General features: G+C 41.4%; 12 protein-coding genes. 1 reads left to right on the top strand and 11 read right to left on the bottom strand.

Annotated elements, in window-relative coordinates; all coding sequences use genetic code 11:
• Nucleotides 1-12: 12 nt before the first annotated feature.
• From AC0IWT_RS02185 to AC0IWT_RS02165, 5 genes are all read right to left on the bottom strand, one after another.
• Nucleotides 13-1,254 carry an MFS transporter gene (locus AC0IWT_RS02185; RefSeq protein ID WP_471795793.1) on the bottom strand — a complete coding sequence of 414 codons (1,242 nt, stop codon included), beginning with the start codon at nucleotides 1,252-1,254 and terminating at the stop codon, nucleotides 13-15.
• On the bottom strand, nucleotides 1,251-2,408 hold the full coding sequence (locus AC0IWT_RS02180; protein WP_471795792.1) for a hypothetical protein: 1,158 nt from the start codon (nucleotides 2,406-2,408) through the stop codon (nucleotides 1,251-1,253). The genes AC0IWT_RS02185 and AC0IWT_RS02180 overlap by 4 nt, the downstream gene beginning before the upstream one ends.
• A gap of 47 nt (nucleotides 2,409-2,455) precedes the next feature.
• Entirely contained in the window at nucleotides 2,456-3,376 is a 921-nt protein-coding gene (locus AC0IWT_RS02175; protein ID WP_471795791.1) for a dihydrodipicolinate synthase family protein, read from the bottom strand.
• A 64-nt stretch (nucleotides 3,377-3,440) separates the two neighbouring features.
• Nucleotides 3,441-4,985 carry a SusD family outer membrane lipoprotein NanU gene (gene nanU, locus AC0IWT_RS02170; RefSeq protein WP_471795790.1) on the bottom strand — a complete coding sequence of 515 codons (1,545 nt, stop codon included), beginning with the start codon at nucleotides 4,983-4,985 and terminating at the stop codon, nucleotides 3,441-3,443.
• Nucleotides 4,986-5,069: 84 nt separating this feature from the next.
• Nucleotides 5,070-8,348, bottom strand: coding sequence for a SusC/RagA family TonB-linked outer membrane protein (locus AC0IWT_RS02165; protein WP_471795789.1), 3,279 nt, complete (start codon nucleotides 8,346-8,348; stop codon nucleotides 5,070-5,072).
• Between the two features lie 171 nt (nucleotides 8,349-8,519).
• Here AC0IWT_RS02165 and AC0IWT_RS02160 point away from each other — a divergent pair, with 171 nt between their 5' ends.
• Entirely contained in the window at nucleotides 8,520-9,215 is a 696-nt protein-coding gene (locus tag AC0IWT_RS02160; protein WP_471795788.1) for a FadR/GntR family transcriptional regulator, read from the top strand.
• 86 nt (nucleotides 9,216-9,301) lie between these two features.
• Here AC0IWT_RS02160 and AC0IWT_RS02155 read toward each other — a convergent pair whose 3' ends face one another.
• The 6 genes from AC0IWT_RS02155 to AC0IWT_RS02130 all read right to left on the bottom strand — a co-directional run bounded on the left by AC0IWT_RS02155 (nucleotide 9,302) and on the right by AC0IWT_RS02130 (nucleotide 19,742).
• Nucleotides 9,302-10,144, bottom strand: a complete 843-nt coding sequence (locus AC0IWT_RS02155) for a glycoside hydrolase family 16 protein (protein ID WP_471795787.1) — start codon at nucleotides 10,142-10,144, stop codon at nucleotides 9,302-9,304.
• Between the two features lie 47 nt (nucleotides 10,145-10,191).
• Nucleotides 10,192-12,300: a family 20 glycosylhydrolase gene (locus tag AC0IWT_RS02150; protein ID WP_471795786.1), complete on the bottom strand. Its 2,109-nt coding sequence runs from the start codon at nucleotides 12,298-12,300 to the stop codon at nucleotides 10,192-10,194.
• Between the two features lie 169 nt (nucleotides 12,301-12,469).
• A complete protein-coding gene (locus tag AC0IWT_RS02145) occupies nucleotides 12,470-13,750 on the bottom strand; it encodes a family 16 glycosylhydrolase (RefSeq protein WP_471795785.1) in 1,281 nt (426 codons plus the stop codon).
• 245 nt (nucleotides 13,751-13,995) lie between these two features.
• Nucleotides 13,996-14,373 (bottom strand): BACON domain-containing protein, encoded by a 378-nt coding sequence (locus tag AC0IWT_RS02140; RefSeq protein WP_471795784.1) that lies wholly within the window; start codon nucleotides 14,371-14,373, stop codon nucleotides 13,996-13,998.
• Nucleotides 14,374-14,398: 25 nt separating this feature from the next.
• The gene (locus tag AC0IWT_RS02135) at nucleotides 14,399-16,228 is read right to left on the bottom strand and encodes a RagB/SusD family nutrient uptake outer membrane protein (RefSeq protein ID WP_471795783.1); all 1,830 of its coding nucleotides are present in this window, start codon (nucleotides 16,226-16,228) and stop codon (nucleotides 14,399-14,401) included.
• A gap of 10 nt (nucleotides 16,229-16,238) precedes the next feature.
• Nucleotides 16,239-19,742, bottom strand: coding sequence for a SusC/RagA family TonB-linked outer membrane protein (locus tag AC0IWT_RS02130; protein ID WP_471795782.1), 3,504 nt, complete (start codon nucleotides 19,740-19,742; stop codon nucleotides 16,239-16,241).
• Nucleotides 19,743-19,810: the final 68 nt, after the last annotated feature.

Raw genomic sequence — 19,810 nt, 5'->3', positions numbered from 1 at the left:
GTCTTTGTTAATTTAAGCGTCTTCAAAGTCATTAAATTTAGGCCTCAGGAAATATAGCTGAATTATCAGGGCAAGAAATACAATGCCTGAAAGCATTGCAAAATCTCTTCCAAGGCTTCCCGAATCAGTTGATTTTCCGAGCAAATCAGTTATAAATGCTCCGGCAAAAACGCCGGTCATGTTCATTATTCCGTAAGCTGTAGCCCGGTATTTCGATGAAATAAATTGACAAAGGATCGGCATATTGTTTGCATCAAACATACCGAAGCCTACACCAAAGCATACTGCTGCTCCAACTACATGAAAAAGAGAATGTCCGAAACCGATTAAGAGCAGGGATGGTATGGTCAGACTTAAGCCAATTGCACTGGTGTAAATTCGTCCTTTTAAATTTTTTTGCACCCACCTGTCTGAAAGAATACCGCCAAAAATGACCCCGATAAATGAGGAGAAAGCGATGGTGATGGTCGATAAAGGGCCCGCCTGTTCCATAGGCAAATTTAGATTTTGCGCAAATAAAGTTGGCAGCCAGTTTTTCACACCCCACCCTGGCAGACTTGGAATCGCGAAATAAAACAAAATAATCCAAAAAGAAATATTGCTCAACAACAGCGTTAACCCCTTTAAAACCGGAACTTTTGGTGCAACAAATATTTTTTCCGATTTATCTTCATTTGGAAACGCTTTTTTTTCTTTTAAAAAGAACAGCAGAACAATGGCGTAAGCAATGCCGAGGAAGCCAAAGGAATGAAAGGTGCTTTGCCAAGAAAACTTAGAGGCTATTGTGGCTCCAAAACCACCGAGGGCTTGCCCCATGTAGAGCCCGGTCATATGAATGCCAATCGCGAGCGACCTTGTTTTGGAGCTATGGTAGTCGGCTATTAAAGAGAGCCCGGCTGGAATATACAAAGCTTCGCTAACACCCATTGAAGCCCTTAACCAGTAAATCTGATTAAAAGTGGTTGCGTAGCCCATCAAAAAAGTGACCAGTGACCAAACCATTAGGCTGCCAACAATTAACCATTTGCGGTTCAGTTTATCGGCTATGATTCCAGAAACCGGACTCATCAGTCCATAAACCCACAAAAAGATTGCCATCAAGTAGCCGAAATTCGTCGCCGATTTCAACTCAGAAATATCCATCTGCATAGCAGGTTTCATCGTAGAAAGCATTTGACGGTCCATGTAATTAAGCAAGGCAACAAACCAAAGCAGCCCTACAACAACCCACTTATATTTTTCTGAGTATTTCATTTTTCGAATTTGAGCTTACCCTGCAATATTTTTGGCGTTCTAACCCCTGCCTTAATCTCGCCGCCGGGAATGAAAACTTTATCGTTAAAAGAAGTTGCATTTACCGTTACAGTACCGTAGGGCATTTCGGTGCTTAATATCGACCACAAGTTGCTAAGTAAATCGAATTTTAAGACTTTGCGGCTAAATCCCGGATGTGAAGACTGAACCTGTATTTTCTTATGGTTTAGCATTTCTTTTTTATGCTCATCATCTTCATTTTCAATTTCCAGTATGAGCCTTTCTGCTTTATTAAAAGTTTCACCGATATCTCCGCTAAAGACCAATATGTCAAGGCCATGAATTATTCCAGATGCTGCCGACAACTTGAACGGCAGCGGAGGCATTTCTTTCCATTCGCTCTGTCTAATGTCATAAGAGAAGAAGGTATCATAGATTTCACTGACCTTTCCAAATGCTTTGGCTCGGCCTCCGATCAAATATATCTGGCCTGTAGGTTCACCGCCCAACATTACAGCGTGAGAGGCTGGCTGAGGTAAATCTGCCATCTGCTTCCAGCTTTTTTTACTTTCCCTTAGGTCTAGTGACAGAAAATCTTTTCTGGCGCCTGATGGCACTTCCCCCCCGCCCAGATAAACAATACTTCCAACCACAGCCAGCGACGCATTTGTAACACCAAAAGGAAGATCTGGCAAATATTCTATGCTTAGGATTTGTTCCTGTTTTTTCCATTTAAGCAAAAGCACCTTATTGCTTAAACCCAGTTCGTTCTCTCCACCGGCGAAAACGATTCCTTCCTTAGTGGTGCAGGTTGCCGCGTAGGCCAAATTAAAAGGCAGTTTATAGCTAACCGGAGACGGGGTCAAAGACTTTTCCGACTCAATTTTAGTGTAAACAAAAACATCATCATAATACCTTTTGGCTCCGCCGAGCCAGGGCATTCTATCCGGGAAATTCGTCCCTCCTCCCACAATAAACGCATCATTACAAATTCCCGACATGGTACCTGCCAGTCCAATTGATTTAACCTGATTTGATGCGGGTGGGATAAGTGCTGTCACCTCCCAATCTATAGCAGCGACCGAGCGGTTCTGAGCCAGTAGCACTGGCTGTAAAAATGCATTTAACAATATCGTAAGGTATATGTTCCTCATTTAAATATTTATATAGGCCCATTTATTGGGTTGTATCAGCACTTAGCCTAATGTTTTGAACGATACTTCGAAAATTCAAGCGCACCAACTTCTTCAGAAAAGCGCATAAACTGTTCTGAACTCATGTTTTTCACCGGAAGGCGAAAGTGCCCACAATCAATACCGACTAATTTCATGTAAGCTTTTCCTGTTGCTATGCCCCCATACTTTCCTAACAAACGAATAAAATCTATGGACTTCTGTTGATACATTGCCGCAGTTTTATAATCGTTTTTCTCAAATGCCTCAATCAGCTGGTGATAAAGCGGTGCAATGTAATTAAAAGTACTGCCAACCGATGCTTTTGTACCCAAAACCAGGGCAGACAGCATATTTTCATCCCTTCCCCAAAGCATGTCATAACGACCATTATCGAAATTCATGCAGGAAAGGAAATCCATAAAGTCTTCATGGGTGTATTTCACACCTGCGAAATTCTCTATGTCTTTAACTTCAGCGAGAAGGTCTATCATTGTTATGTTGCCACCTGTTAATACAGGTATATGATAATAATAAAATGGCATCTTAGGCACTTCAGCTGCAATTTCACTACAAATCTCGGCAAGCACACGTGCATTAGCGGGCTTGAAGTAAGATGGTGCGGTAAAAGATACTGCATATAAGCCAATTGCCTGCGCGTGACGAGCCAGGGCCTTGGAGTCTTCAATGCATGTGCCGCCAAGTAAAGTCATCACCTTGAATTGAGCATCGTGACCTGTTGCATTCGCCCATGCTTCTGCTACAAGCATTTTTTCTTCCTTAGTTAGAGATACGCCTTCCCCGGTAGAGCCACAAATGAATGCTCCAGAGACTTTGTTGCGCTTCAATATTTGATAATACGAAGGAATTAATTCCAGCATTAATTTGCCATTAGAATCAAATGGAGTAAAGGGAGCGGCGATTAATCCTTCAAGTTTGGTATGTTGCATATAAAATTAAATTGTAAGTACTTGCCTTCTAATCTTTAATGAAGCTTAGAAGGCAATAAGTGTTTTAAAATGTTGGATAGCCTGGATTTTGGGAAAGAGATCTATTATTGGTAAGGGTACCCCTGTCAATTGGCCACAACAACTTGTAGGCCGTTGTCGGTGTTAGTGTGGTAAACTCATAGACATAGCTATCCCCCATTCGCCTTAAATCATACCAGCGTTTGCCCTCACCTATAAATTCAAAGAATCGCTCCTTTAAGATAGCTTCATTAGGATTTGAATCAATAGCCTGATTGGGATATCCTAGCGTGGCAGTATTGAAATTAGTTCCATATGCCCTTGCTCTGATGAGGTTAATTTCAACTGCTGGATTTTCTCCAAGAATCACCTTAGCTTCTGCGAGTAATAACAAAAGGTCGGCGTAACGGTAAATAATAAAATCGTTGGTGAATGAACGGTTTCCCGCATTTTGCTCACCCTGATATTTCTTCAAAAACGCACCTGCTATCGAATAAACACCGGCAGCATTTCTCGAATACGCGGGTTGAATGGTTGTGTTTTTCCTTGAATCCAAATCACTGAACTTCCGATAGGTCACAATTTTTGTAGGTGCCCTCAAAAGTCCACCTGAATAGTTATCGACATTTATGTCGAACTTCCTGTTAGCTAGTGAATCGTAAAAATTCACAATGAGTCCAGGTTGCGGGATAAAATTAGAAATGAAGCCTAAAGTGGACTCATCAAGCTTGTTTTTGGCGGCGAAAATAATTTCGCTATTGTCTTTGTTTGTTGTGGCAAAAACATTTGAAAAAACAGCTTGAAGGGAAAGGGATACATTCGACTGGATTTCGGTAAAGGCAGTTTTAGCTATTGTCGCATCGCTCGTTCCTCCTGCCCGGTGGGCGGTCCACAGATAAACTTCACCTTTTAGCATCTGCGTTGCCGCCTTTGACCAAAACCCTTTTTTGTTAAGTGTATTGAAGGAATAATCACCACCAAAATTCGCATTTGATAAGTCAATATCTGCTTTGATCAGCGACATCACTTCTGCTTCTGTCGAGGCAGGTTTTGCAAGGTTGGCAATATCTACAGTTGTTGTCGGCTCTGTCTGGATAATCGCTTTTCCCCAGCTTCTATACATCTGGAAATAATAAAACGCCCGCATTCCGTAAGCTATGCCTAAATAATTTTTCTTTTTCACCTCAGACAAAATATTGGTTGTATTTAGTTTTTGGATAAAAAGATTGATTTGATTTACATTTGAATAAAAGCCACCAAATGCACCAACACCCGGATTGTCTGCATCGAGGGTTTGCAGCCACATCCGCTCAAGCCCTTGTGTTGCCTCTCCTGTGAAGCTGGAGGTTGAACCCGGATCGGTTCCATAAATATCAGATCTAAGTTCTCCCAGGTACAAGAAACTTGTGCTATGTCCTCTAAACCTTGAGTGAATGCCATAAATAAATGCATCAAACTGGTCTGCAGTCTTCCAGTAACTTGCATCGCTGAGGCTACTGATTGGGCTAAGTTCTAACTCATTCTTGCAACCGGTAAATATTAAACCAGCCAGGCTGGTCAATACTAGTATAGTTTTAAAAATCTTTTTCATGTTATTGTTTTTTATCAACTTTTGTCACCTTCAATTGGTAGTTGGATGCACAAAATTTGCTTGAAGCTCTAATTAATAATCTTTTTAAAATCCTACCTGAATGCCCATAGTATAGGTTCTCGGCGTTGGATAGGTACCGGTATAGATGCCGCTAATCACTCCGTCCACGGTTGGGGGTTCTGGAGAAGGGCCAGAAAATTTCGTTATATAGTACAAATTGCTACCACTGATGTAAACCCGCACATTGCTTAACAGCTTGGATTTTTCCATCAAACCTTTTGGTAAATCATAAGAAAGCGTTACTTCTCTGAGTGCCAGATAATCTCCTTTTTCATACAAACGGGAATTGTTACTATTGAGCACCACATTCCCATTATTTGCTCTCGTGTAATTTTGTTTAGAGCCTGCAACCTGATCGGCATAATATACCTTTGGTATGTCGGTATTTGTATTGGTTGGAGACCATGCGGTAGATTGAAGGGTTACATAATTGAAAGTTCCCTGGTAATTGCCGAGTGTTCTTGCCAACAAATCATTATAAATCGTGTGGCCCAAAGCAAAATCCCATCTGTTGTAAAGGCCGAAACCTTTGTATCTAGCATTAAAATTAAATCCGCCTGTCCATTTTGGGTTAATGTTGCCAAGATAAACCTGATCTCTGGTATCAATAATATTGTCTCCGTTTACGTCAAGCCAATTTACATCACCAGGAGTAATTCGACCGTTCGCTCCGGCCGGAAGGTTTGGTCCTGTTACCCCTGCGATAGCGTCGGTTCTGTTACCAGCGAGTGCAGCAACTTCAGCAGCATCTTTGAAAATTGACACCTGCTTATACCCATAAATTGCCCCTAGTGGCTGCCCTTCCTGAAGACCACCAACCCAAATCACTTTCCCTGCTGCCGGGTCGTAAACCTGAAGACCTCCCTGTCTATTATTCTCATTGCCATTGAAAGGCAACTGAACTATCTTATTTTTCACGAAAGAGGCATTTGCACCCACATTCAATGTCCAGTTTCCGTTACTAACCACCCTTGCATCTGCACCAATCTCAAAACCTTTATTTTGGAAAGTTCCTAAATTAGTTCTAAAGCTCCCAAAACCTGTGTAGTTAGGCAAATCCAGGTTGGTTAAAAGGTCGCTTGTTCTGCGGTTATAATAATCAAAAATAATCGTTAACCGGTCTTTAAAGAGTCCCATATCCAAGCCGACATCAGTTGTTTTACTCTTTTCCCATCGTAAATCACTATTGATAATTCCAGTGTTACTGAATCCGGCATTGCCATTATAATTGCCCTGTAGTCCATAAACGCCCTGGGTTTCATACCTGCCCAGCCCGGCAATGTTACCGTTCTGACCGTAGCTAATCCGTGGCTTTAAACTAGAGATGATGGTGCTAATCCTTGAATCTTTAAAAAACTCCTCACGATGAACCGCCCAACCCGCGGACAGGCCGGGAAAGATTCCGTTCCTATTGTTTTTAGCGAGACTTGACACCCCATCGAGACGAAATGTTGCTTTAAAAATATATTTCTGATCAAACTCATAGTCCAGTGTTCCAAAGGCAGAAAGTATTTTATATGCTGACCTGTTTGTAAAATTAGTACCGGCTGCAAAAGTAGTTGATGCATTCGCTGTTGGAATATCGTCAGTCGGTGCATTCATACCAAGAACCTGCGAACCAAAAGACTTGACACTGAAATATTCCACCCCGCCAAGCACATTAAAAGTATGTTTTCCTAATGTCTTGTTGTAATTAAGTATACCATTATACTGGGTCTGAAAATCCCTCGAGAAAGTATTTTGAGACGGACGGGTTGTGCTTGCGCCTGAGTTAGTGATGATTTGGGCGTAGGTCTGCAGGCTTTTTTGGAACGACTGGTCTAGTCGTTCATACAAATAAGCGTTTCCTGTTCCTCTAAAATAAAGACCAGGCAGAATATCCCATTTTACAGCAGCGTTTGCAGTTATCCGGTTTATTTCATTTGAACGTTCATACCTTCCAAGCCAGTACAAGGGATTTCCATCACTAGCTCCGTTTCCCGGATTTGGTGCGGTTTTGGCTTCATCCAACCATGGATTAAAGGTTGGCCAGATAGCCAGACTCCGATACAGTGTATTTACCTCACCGCCAATTGTTCCGATTTGAGATGAGGTAGACAAGCTCACTCCAGATGACACTTCAACATTAGGTTTCACTTTATAAGAGCCATTAATATCGCCCGTGTAGCGCTTGTACTTAGAGCCCACAATTACGCCGTCTTCGTTAAAGGCGCCAAAAGAGGCAAAGTATTTTCCTTTTTCATTTCCGCCGCTAGCTGTTACTGAATGCTCTTTGGTATACGTATTTTGAAAGACCAGGTCGTGAATTTCCCCACCATGATCTTTGTACATAATCTGACCGCCGTATGGATCGGTTAAGGTCTGCCATCCCGCCGGCAAAACAGTTGTTCCGGGAACAAAAGCTCTGATATCAAAACTTGCCAAATCTGCTGCATTTGTAGAAAGCCCCAAACCTCTTGATGCATTTGCCTGGGCAAGCGTTCTTCCAGAATTTAGGTAACCAAGGCGGGTATAATAAATATAATCACCAGCACCCATATACTCATAGCCTTGGCGCTCCTGGTTGTAGCCTCCAGTAAATTTATAGCTGATTTGCGAAGTGCCTAATTTTCCTTTTTTAGTCGTGACCAATATCACCCCATTATTTGCACGGGCTCCATATATTGCGGTCGCAGAAGCATCCTTTAACGTTTCGATAGATTCAATATTTTCCGGCGATATATCATTTAAAGGTCTTATTACCCCGTCAACAATAACAAGTGGAGCGCCAGGCGAATTTATAGATGCGCCACCACGGAGTAAAATAGAAGGTGTCGAGCCAGGCTGGCCTGAAACGGTAACCACCTGCAGACCTGGAACTGTTCCCTGCAAGGCTGATGCCGCATTTGATCGCGGTGTACTGGCCAGAACTTCTTTATCGAGTTTCGCGATGGACGTTGTTACGCTCCTTCTGCTCTGGGTACCATAACCCACTACAATTACATCATCAAGCGTTTTATTATCATCTTGTAGTTTAATGTTGATAACAGTTTTGTCAGAAACAAGAATTTCCTGTGTGATATAACCTGTAAAACTGACCACAAGTACAGCATCCTTGCCTGCCTTGATGGTGAATTTGCCATCTGCCGCAGTCACCAAACCGTTACTGGTGCCCTTAATCTTAATAGTCGCACCGGGAATGCCTTGTCCCGATACATCACTCACAATACCCGAAATCGTTTGCTGAGCGAATGATGATAAGCTCGCCATAAGCAGCAAGACGATTAGACATTGCCTGGTTACTTTAAAGTAAATTTCTTTCATAATTATTTATAAGGTTAGATTATGTTATACATAATAATATCGAAATACGGGATTATTTTAGATATTTGCAAATAATTAACTATTTATTTTTCAGGCTGGATTATTGATTTAACTATATTTACAATGATCACCGCTGAAGCAATTAACTTTTAAGACATAATAATGGACTCGATGCTTGATTTTAATAAAGTGGACACCAGTTCTTTGGTGGACCGGGTTGAAGATAACCTCGTTCAATTACTGCAAGAAAAAAAGCTTAAGGTTGGAGACAGCATCCCTACAGAACTCGAACTCTGTAGCATTTTGGGGGTTAGTCGTACGGTCGTTCGGGAGGCGCTTCTTCGTCTTCGATTAATGGGCCTAATTGATTCGAAAAAAAAGAAGGGCGCAGTTATCACCTCTCCGGACATATTTGGCGTATTAAGCAAAAGCATGAATCCCCATATTTTAGATCAGGAAACCCTTAAGGAAATTTTTGAGATACGGTTGGTTTTAGAGATTGGTATGGCTGATTTCTTATACCACAAAATCAGCGATAAAGATATTGAAGAATTGAGGGTTATTGTAGCAAATGAACCTGTCGGTGCCAGTGATTTTCTCTTTAACATTAACCATGAAATTGCATTTCATGGAAAACTATATGAAATTACTGGTAACTCAACATTGAAAAAATTTCAAAACCTGCTCCTGCCTATTTTTGATTACGTTAACAACAGCGGGCTGCTTAAAAAAAATGCAAAACTGCACAAGTTTGTATCACACAAAGGACTTGTTGATATTCTTGAAAACGGTTCGCCGGAGATCTTTCGAAATGCCATGAGAAATCACCTGGAAAACCATTTTTCCAGACTTTTTTCAGCACAATAGTTTATGCTTCACAACATCCATTTTAGACAAAAGAAATCGAGGTGAATTGAATTTTCAATTACCCCGATTTCTTTTAAACAACGAGATTAGTGTTCCCTTCCGATTGAATGGTCAGACACATCTTTGTATGCCCGAACCCAGTCCACTGACATAAAAAAAGGTAGCTCATCATTACTCATTGCGCCTGGCCATCCAGCCCCTCCAGATTGATTTAGAATTAAATAAAACGGCTGGTTGAATGGCCACTGTTGTGCACCACCATTTTCAATGCGGGAATATGTGTACTGATGAACGTTATTTACATAGAAAGCGACTTTTTTCGAAGTCCATATGATTGTGTAAACATTGAATTTACCCACTTTATACGGCGCCTCGTGGGACGCGGAACTTCCACCCTGCTCATCTGTTACTGACCCGTTATGAATTGTTTGATGAACAACTTTTTCGTGGTTGACATGTTCCATAATGTCTATTTCGCCGCTTTGCGGCCAACTTCCATAAACTGGTTTTTCGGGCATCATCCATATTGCGGGCCAGGAGCCCTTTCCTATGTTAAACCTGGCTCTCACTTCAATCTTTCCATAGGTTATGTTGAACTTCTCTGAGGTTTGTATCCCACCGGCGTGGTAAGGAATTTTATCTCCATCAATGACCTTGCGATCCATTTTTAGGATTATCTTTCCATTTTTTTGATGAACATACTCAGCGGAAGGGGTTAAAAACTTTGCCCAAGCAGGGTTTCCCCTTGGAGAAAAAGACCATTTATTTTCGTCAAAATTGCCTGATTTGCTGAAGTCATCCCAAAAAACAAGCTTCCAGTTTGCCTTCCCGTCGCTACGCTGTGTTTGGGAAGTTTGTGCCATTACATGCGGGCTAGTAACGAAAATTGTTGCAGAGATTATCAGGGAACTTATATATTTTATTTTCATAATTTTTTTGCATAAACCTAACCTAAAAAAAAATTGTCCAGTACTATTTAGAGCGCCCGGATTTCCTCTGGCGTTAAGACCAGGTTATATGCAACCAGGGAAGCAATACTGCCGGCAAAACTATTAACGGGATCTCCAATATATTTTAAAGGAAAAAATAAGGTTTGTACGCTCGCCATTTTATCTTTTGTATTGCTAAACGTTTGCATTGCTCCCTCCAGGCGTTCAATAAAAATTCCATTTACGTAAAGTGCGGTGCCCTTATTGTCTCCAGTGATTGCAATTTTTGTCCACACTTCCTCCGGCACAGCATAGCGAAAATTATAATCGTAACCATCTCTTGAAAAGCCCAGCTTACCAGTGTTTAATTGCCTGAGCTTTATGGATGCGTTTGGAGATGAAAAAAGAACAACATTATCCTGATTTCCCTTAGATGGTTTTAGTTCAAAACATACCGTGTACCCATAACCAATTTCATTGACAGGGGTTTGAACTAAACTTGTTCCGCCATTAAACTGGACAACGCCTTTTCCGGATGCAGATTTGACATTTACATAAGCGATTGGTTGCCTTTTGTTTCTACTTATATCCCTAAACGCTTTGCCAGATGGAATATAATGTAGGATGACATTGCTTTTAGACGCTAACCTACCACGAAGATTTAGTCCTGGCCCTTCACCAATTTTATTACTGGATAGCTTGAATTTACTAAAAGCCATTAAGCTGTCTGCTTTGTTGCCGACCCACATTTTTTGGGCTAAGACCTGCAAGGCGGGGAAAACACGGTCTGTAACATCATTTTGTGAAATTCCATTTCCTACGTGGTCGTTCCATATGGCAAAAGCGCCACCCCTAATTTGAGGCGTGTGTTCAGAAAAAGTTTTATTCCCGATGATATTTGGAGCCCATTTCTGGTAAATCTTATTCAGATCTAAATAGTCAGCATAATAGCCAGCCTTAGGAACGATATACAGCCATTCATCCGGAGTGCTTATTCCGCTGTATCCCAATGCAAACATATCCGCAGGTTCTGCAAATCCGTTATACCATAAATTCATGGTTACATTTTCAGATTTAACCGGTGTTGTGCCCTTTGCATGGGAAAGAGCGCCCCAAAGCCTGACATTTTTGCCAAAATTTTCGACAAATCTAATGGTACTGTCGGTGAATTTCCTGAAGTTTTCTGCTTCTTCCTTTGCATACTCATCCGTTCCAATATGAACTTCTTTATTGAGAAAAACAGGATTTTTACCTTCAAGATATTCCTTGAAGATGTTATGAATCACCTGATAGCTTTTTGGATTGCTAATATCCAGATGGTCGGCGCCATATTTTTTACTGGCCAATTCCGGAAAAACCTTTGTTATGGCTAACGCATGTGCCGGTGCATCAATTTCTGGGATAACATTAACGCCATAAGTCTTACCAAGTTTTTGCAGGTCAATAAACTCCTGTTTGCTATAGCTTCCATCTTTAGCAGTAAGTGATGGGTAGGTGTCATTTTGCAACCTAAATGCTGAATATGTTTTACTCCAGTCATCATTAAAAAACTGCTTAAAACCATTGTCGTTCAAATGAACCTGAAAATCATTCATTTTATAGTAAGCCAGGAGTTTAACATAATCGCGAAGAAAATCGATGGTAAAGAATTTTCTGGCTACATCAATTACAAAACCCCTAACCTTAAATTTGGGCATATCGCAGGCAATTCCTTTTGGCATCTTTTCATGTAGCGGAGCTTGCTCCAGCATTTGAAGGATTGTTCGTGTGGCCCAAAAAGATCCGATTGGTTCTCTGGCGCTGATGGTTACATAATCCGCTATCCGAAGCAAATAACCTTCTTCAGCGTTAGGCGACTGAGAATTTTCAGAATCAAAAAATATATCGCCTTTTGATGGAACACCTACCTTGATAAGCACCTTTTTGTCGGGGTATATCGCTTTCAAATCATTTGCGAAGGTCTTAATGTAAGTATTGAGTTCTGTGCTTGCAACCGGTTCTGGTATTACCAGCTTTATGGTATGCTTAAGGCTAAAATAACCACTATTGCCCGACCAATTTTGAAGTTTAGGTATTATAAAAGGCTCGCTATTTTGTGCAAACGCTTGATAAGATATCCCGATGAGGAAGAAGGTAGCAATTTTTATGAAATTCATTAGTTTTTTGTTATTCCAAGCCAGATTAGCTTCAGTGTTAAGATTTAAGGGTTGCTAAGCACTTAAAGGGGGCTGTATAAACTTGTTTTGTGTCTCTGCAAACAGTTTTTAAAATCTACTATTTTACCGGTCGGACATCATGAAAGATTTGAACAGCCCCACTTCAGGTTTATTGTTTTTCCAAATAGAAGTCATCACCGTATACCGTGCCCGATGAGGGTTTGTAAAAATATAGTGTCGCACTGGTATTGCCGGCGCCAGTGGTAAACGTTACCGATCCAAATGAATATGTCGTTGAAGTGACTGGGACAGCAAGTGCTGAGCCGCCATAATTTTTAACCCCGATTGAAACGCTTTCTCCTGATGCTGATACTTTGGCATAGCCGCCAAACTTGTAGGTTGTGTTGGGAGACAGGCCCGTAACAAGCTGCTCTACTGAACTCTCCGAACCTGTTTCTTTAACGGACTTTGTACCTGTTCTGGCATTGCCAGTTACGACTGATACCGTAGCTCCCCAACTGGTCCAAGGCGTGATAGAGGCATCTTCGAAGCCACCATTTCCTGATAGAGAAAGTTTATATACCCGGACATAATCGACCTGCATGCTAAAGGGAAGGTTTGTATCGGTAATAGCACCCGGCCAACCTGCGCCACCGGCCTGGTTTAAAATCAAATAAAACGGCACATCAAAAGGATACTGCTGCCATCCACCAGATAAGACTTTGCTGTAGGTATATTGCAGCGTCCCATTTACATAAAATTTGACGGCCGAGGGATCCCATTCTATGCTATAAGTATTAAAAGCAGTCGTATTATAAGCAGCAGCATGGGTTGCTGTACTCACACCATTAGCATTGGTGACTATACTGTTATGGATAGTCTGATGCACATTGGCTTCATTATTGACATGCTCCATGATATCCATCTCCCCACAAGCAGGCCAAGCTCCTGAATGCGCTGTTGCCGGTTCTGGCATCATCCAGATTGCCGGCCAGGAACCCTGCCCTTGCGTAAATTTAGCCCTTACCTCAATTTTGCCATAGGCGATGCTAAATTTACCCATTGAGCGCACTCCTCCTGAATGGTAAGGCACAGCGTCGCCCGCAATTGCTGCATTGTCCATTCTCAGTACCAAGTTACTTCCATCCTGTGATACGTAATTGGAAGATGGCGTCAGATATTTATTCCATGCTACAGTTCCGCGGGGCGCATGCGTCCATTTGGAAGTATCGAAAGGGTTAGTCGAATTAAATTCATCAGACCAGATTAATTGATAGTTTGGCGAGGCTGCAAAACTAGCAGCCGAGGCGGTGCTCATAGCCAAATTTGCGGCAAGCTTACTGTCTGCTGGCTTATCCATTTTCAATTCTTCTTTCGTACATGCGGCAAACATGATGCAGATGGCAGCAATACGGAACGAGTTCGCTGCTTTTTCAATTTTTTTTCTCATAATGGCTTTGATTTATTTTTGGTTGTTAATTAAAGTACGGTCAAAAAATCGCGACAAAAATGCTATACAGCCACGCTTAGTCATTATCAAGCTTAAATAGATAAAGAAAGTTTAATTCATCCGATCTCAGGAAATCCGTATTCTTTGACCAAGAAGCTAAAGTGAAGGTTGCCCTCCACAATAGCTTCAATTAAGCAATCATTCAGCTTGCTATTGTGAGCGGTCTTTAATTTCTGGGCATAGAGTTATTTGTCTTGATTAACGGTTATAAAGACTGGCGACAAAGCATTGTTCGTTGAAACCAGTTTAAGCGTAGTAGAACGCGAGACGCCTGTTGTATTTGCATTTAAGGTAATCCGAAGTTTGAAATCTCCTGCGCCAAAATTTTTGTCAGCTAGCAGCCATGGGTTGGTAGCAGTCTGGGTTAGTGACCAACCGTTTGTACCGGCAATGATGTTAATGGCGGTTGTGGTTTTAATCGCTGGAAATGTAGCTGGGGGATCTTCGAGCTTTGCCGAAAAAACGGTACTTTGTTCAGGCTTCAGGGGGATGTCCTGTTTTTTGCAGCCAAGGGCGCTTAATAAGATTATCAGCGCTATAGTAAAATTTATCTTAATTTTCATTTGAGTTATTTTAATGATTAGCTAATTACCATCCGGGATTCTGAACCCATTTGCCACCTGTTAACTGCAACATTCGTTGTTGAAGTGGCAATAGATAATCTCTTGAAGTATTGAAACGGTACCCTGTAGGTAGAACATTTTTTTGCGGATCGATGTACCGTAAAGCATCACCCGGATTTCCGGAGAGATATAAGTTGATCGACTTTCCGGCTGGGGCAGTATCATAGTAAATCGCACCCTTGTAAAATCCCGACGGCGTATTTTGGTCATTTAAATCACTTCCGGTAAAAAGTGTTCCTAGCTGTCTTTTATTCACAAGGAGAACATCTGCTGCTGCCCACCTGAAAATATCATCCGTTCTAAAACCCTCACATGCCAATTCTATACGCCGTTCTCTTCTTACCGCCTGAATCACCGGCGATAAATTCCGGAATGGATAATCAAAAGACGTGTTGTACTCTTTGACGAAATCGACGGGAACCATAGCCACCCGGTCTCTCAGTGGCTTGAGGGCACTTGCAATGAGAGATTGATCGTTGCCAAGTTCTGCCATGGCCTCAGCATAGTTTAATAAAACTTCTGCGTATCGAATGGCAATACCCGGAGCCATACTTTTAAAATCGTCCGTTGTAGCCGCCGCTGTGTTGTACTCAAGGAACTTATGCAAAGGATAACCAGTTGTATTTCTATTAAAACCGGTTTGATCTATTGGCGGATAATTTGGAACCAAAACATTTACCGGCTTCATCGGTTGGCCAGGAACCCCAACCGTTTGCGACAATCTTGGATCACGTACTGTTGGCAATAGCTCCTGGGCATATTTGCGTTGCGTATTAACGCGTTCCGAGCCTATAAATGGCATGCCACTAATGGTTAGATAATCGTCAACCAATGAGAGGGTCAAGCCTAAATCTCCCCCATCTGACGAAATATATTTTGAAACACTATGGCCGATATTATCTCCAGTATTATACTTTCTCCAAAGGAGTACCTCTTTATTGTTCGAAAGATCTGTGGTAATAAACATATCTGAATAATCCTGGAACGGCTTGCCCGTATTGTAAATAGACCAACGACCACTGTTAATCACCGTCAATGCGGCTTCTCTTGCCTGATTTAAATAACTGCGTATTTTATCTTCTGTAACCCCAGCGGTGAAAAACGGATCCGCTTTTTGTTGATGATAACGTTGCCAGGTGCCTTCGTATAGTGCTATCCTAGACTTGTAAGCTAAAGCAGCGTCTTTATGAACCCGCATACCCGCACTAGTTGAGGCTGATGGCAGCAAAGCTATCGCCACATCGAGATCTTTTAATACTGAGTCAATGACCAAAGTTCTAGGATCGCGGGCAACCTTCATCACTTCCGGATCTTCGGGCAAGACCTGATTTACCCAGGTCACATCACCATAGCCTTTGACAAGATTGAAATAATTGAGAGCCCTAAAAAAACGGGCCTCTCCAACATACTGGTTTATCAAGGCTTGGTCTCCCTTTGCATTTTTATAATTAATTAAAAAATAGTTCAGGCTTCTAATAGTCGTATAGGCGCCCAAACTTGCTGCATTACTCAAAGCGAGTTGTCCTGCTAAACGCGTATTCACTGAAGAAAAGATCATGTTATCGGAACCGGCATCATCAAAAGCAATACCTGTTCCGCCAACATTGACAGGATGAACTGGAAATATGCTATAAAACTGGTTAACGTATAATCTAAGTTCGTTTGGGGTAGCTAAAGGATTTGCTGTACTTAACGCATCCAAAGGCTTTCGGTCGAGAAAATCTTTCTTGCAGGAAATCAGCAGCGATAGAATGCAAATTAAGGAAAGAAATTTCAGTGTATTATTTGTTTTCATTTGATTGCTATTATAGTGAGACATTAAGACCAAAGGCATAAACTTTACTTAGTGGGTAGGCTTTTCCTGTACCGACTGAGCCGGTTAGTCCTTCGGGATCGAACATCTTGGCCAGATTCGTGAGTACAAATAAATTTTCTCCGCTCACAAATAAATTTACTTTACTAAGCTGTATTTTGTTTACCCAGGCCTTTGGCAAGGAATAGTTCAGTGTTGCATTTTTTAACCTTAAGTAAGATGCGCTTTGAAGGTATCTATCTGTAACTTGTTGGGTTTTATTTGCAAACGAGTTTTGCGAACCAGCTGGAGAAGCATATGGATTTGGGTAATAAGCACCCGGGGTTTCCGCTGTCCAGTAATTAAGATGTTGTTCGAACAAGGTGACCTGAGCTAATGAGCCAGCACCCCAAAAATAGACATCACCAATACCAGGTGCATAATTTTTTTTGCCTATTCCCTGCAAAAGGACGGAAATGGTAAGCCCCTTCCAGCTTAGGCTACCGTTTATTGAATACGAATAGCGTGGATTGGTGTTTCCAATTACGGTCAGATCGCCCATATCTCCAAGTTTGTTACTACCATTACTGATCTTGCCATCGCTGTTCAGATCAAGGTATCTGACATCGCCAGGCTTCCAGTCTAAGGGCGATAAGAAGCTCCTGTTTAGTTTATTGTATTCGGCAGCTTCAGCAGCGTTCTGTATCAAACCATCACTTTTGTAACCCCAAATTTCTCCAATATCTTTTCCTTCATAAAAACTACCCGCCGGATTGTTAAATGTTGGATTTTGATATCTTGTAACAACTGACTTATAATCGGAAAGCGTTCCTCCTAATCTGTAACTAATTTCTTTGCCAATGGTACCTCGCCAGTTTAAGCTTAATTCCCAACCTCTGGTTCTTAAATCGGCGTTGTTGCTGGACGGCACTGTACCACCAAACATATCTGCAATATCAAATGATGGCCCGAGCATGTTACGCGTATTTCTTTGATAAACATCTGCGCTACCCGTTAATCTGTTCGCCAGGATTTCAAAGTCTAAGCCGATATTTCCACTCAATACTTTTTCCCAGGTTAAAGATGGGTTATATGGTGCAGGTGCTAGAATATTGGCTTCGCGTCCATTTTGAAAATACCATTGTGGGCCAGCACCACTTGCTCCTGGTATCGCAGTTCTCATTGTCTGGGCATAAGAATATATTGGCGCACCTGCCTGATTACCCAATGTTCCGTAAGACCCTCTGATTTTTAATACATTAATCAGCTTACTCCCATTTTTTATGAAATCTTCTTCTGCGATATTATAACCGACAGACATTGATGGAAAAAAGCCCCACCTTTTTGAAGCTGCAAATCGCGAAGATGCATCATATCTTGCATTTGCCTCAAATAGATATTTATTTTTATAATTGTAATTCACCCTTCCGAAAAAACCTTTGGTGGCCCATTCATTTCGTACTTCACCCGATACTGCCGGTGAGGTAGTGAGCGTTAGACCTGGTGTAGCAAAACTGATTAAATCCTGAGCTGCTGATGACAATGATTCGAATTGGTTTAGCTCCTGCTGGTACCCGCCGAGAAAAGTAAACTGATGTCCGTTTTTAAGTTTGAGATCATAAGAACTGTATATATTGGGTGAGACGTAAGTATTTGTAGAATTTCCTCGTGAGTAACTACCTGAAAGTACTATGCCATATTCTGAACGGTTAACAAATTTGGGTGTCCCATCAATGCCATAGGCAATACCTGGAATCAAAAGCGCAGCGTCATCATTATTTGTCCTTAAAATATTAAAATCAATATTAATGTTCCAATTTTTTAGTGGTGTAATCTTTAAACTTGGAGATATACTTATTGCATTTTCACGGTTGATGTTTTCTGACCCGGATTGAAGGTATGGAACACCGGAAATTTCATTAAAATTTCCGCTTAAATCATACGGCGAAATATTTGGCCGCATTCTAAGCATGTTGTGAAAAAACAGATTTTCAAAAACGCCCGAGAACGGACTTTTATATTTACTCTGAGAAAATTTCGAGTTTACGGAAGCTTTCATCCACTTGGTAATGTTCGCACTAATCGAAGTATTAAAATTATAGCGTTGAAAATTGATGTCTGCATAACGCAGTGACCCGTCTTCGTTGTTGTAGCCGCCGGAAATATAATATTGAATATCCTTTGAACCGCCGCTAATGTTCAGGTTGTGCGTTTGTCTGAGCGCAAAAGGTTTGTAATTGAAGTCGATCCAGTTGGTATTGGCGATTCCGTTAGATGTGTTTTCCCAATTACTCAAATAGTTATCATTTGCCTCTGGTAAGACTGGAAATCCTGCAGGATTCTGAACATATTGCTGAAGTTGTGCGAGTTTTTCGTCCGAATACTGTCTCGTTCCTGTTGCATTGAATGTTGCAGCATTAAAATATTGCGCAAAACGGTATGAATCCAGCACCTGTGGAAGTTGAGTAGGCGAGGTCAAACCTACATTACCAGAATAAGTGACAGTAGTTTTTCCTTCAACCCCTTTTTTCGTGGTTACCAGAATGACCCCGTAGGCTGCCCTTGCACCATATATGGCAGATGCAGAAGCATCTTTTAACACTGAAATGGATTCAATGTCGTCAGGATTTACCCTATCTAATGGCATTGGTGTGCCGTCAACCAGCACAAAAGGGTTATCTGTTCCGCTCAAATTCCCAACACCTCTAATATTAAGCCCATAGCTTTGCCCTGGCTTTGCGTTTCCTGTTGCATTCACGTTTAAACCTGCAACGAGTCCTGCAAGGCGTTGTGTAGCATTAATAACGGGTCTATTTTCCAGATCTGCGCTTTTTATAACAGAAACTGCTCCGGTAAGATTAACTTTCTTTTGGGTTCCATAGCCCACAACAACCACATCATTTAAAGCGCTTGATACCGAAAGCAGTCTTACAAGTACTTGTTTTGAATCCGATATTTTAATTTCTTTTGACTCGAACCCAATGCTGCTTACCATCAAAATCTGACCCACTTGCACGCCTGCAAGGGAGAAATTTCCATCCATGTCGCTCATCGTTCCTTTAGAGGTTCCTGCGACTTTTATTGATGCGCCGGGAATACCCTGGCCTGTATCGTCTACAACCTTACCTGTAAGGTCAATTTTTTCCTCAACAGCTGAATTTCCACGCTCTTTAACAATTACTGTTCGTTCTGCTATGGTAAAGGTGAATGGTTGGTTACGAAAACAGTCATTCAAGACAGTTAACAGATCGCCATTAACTACATCTAATGTAATTGGGTTGGCCTTTCTGATTAGTATAGAATTATAAAAAAAGTCATAATCGGTTTGTTTGTGGATATTTTCGAATACGCTCTCTAACGAAGCATTTTTGATATTCAGAGTTATTTTCTGCGCAAAACTCGTCGCATTAACTTGCACGATTCCGAAAAAGAATATCGTTGTAACCAGTTTAATGATGCGCAAAAGTTTTGGCACACTGGGGTAATCATGTGGAATGATTTTATAAAAGTTATACATTTGGATAGTTTATGGTTAGTTTATTGTACTGTAGTTTGGTCGGTTGCTTCGGCATATAGAAATAAATG

It is taken from the genome of Pedobacter sp. AC464 (assembly GCF_979253075.1).
Note: the sequence above shows the minus strand (reverse complement) of the source record. Positions and strands in the feature narration are given on the sequence as shown.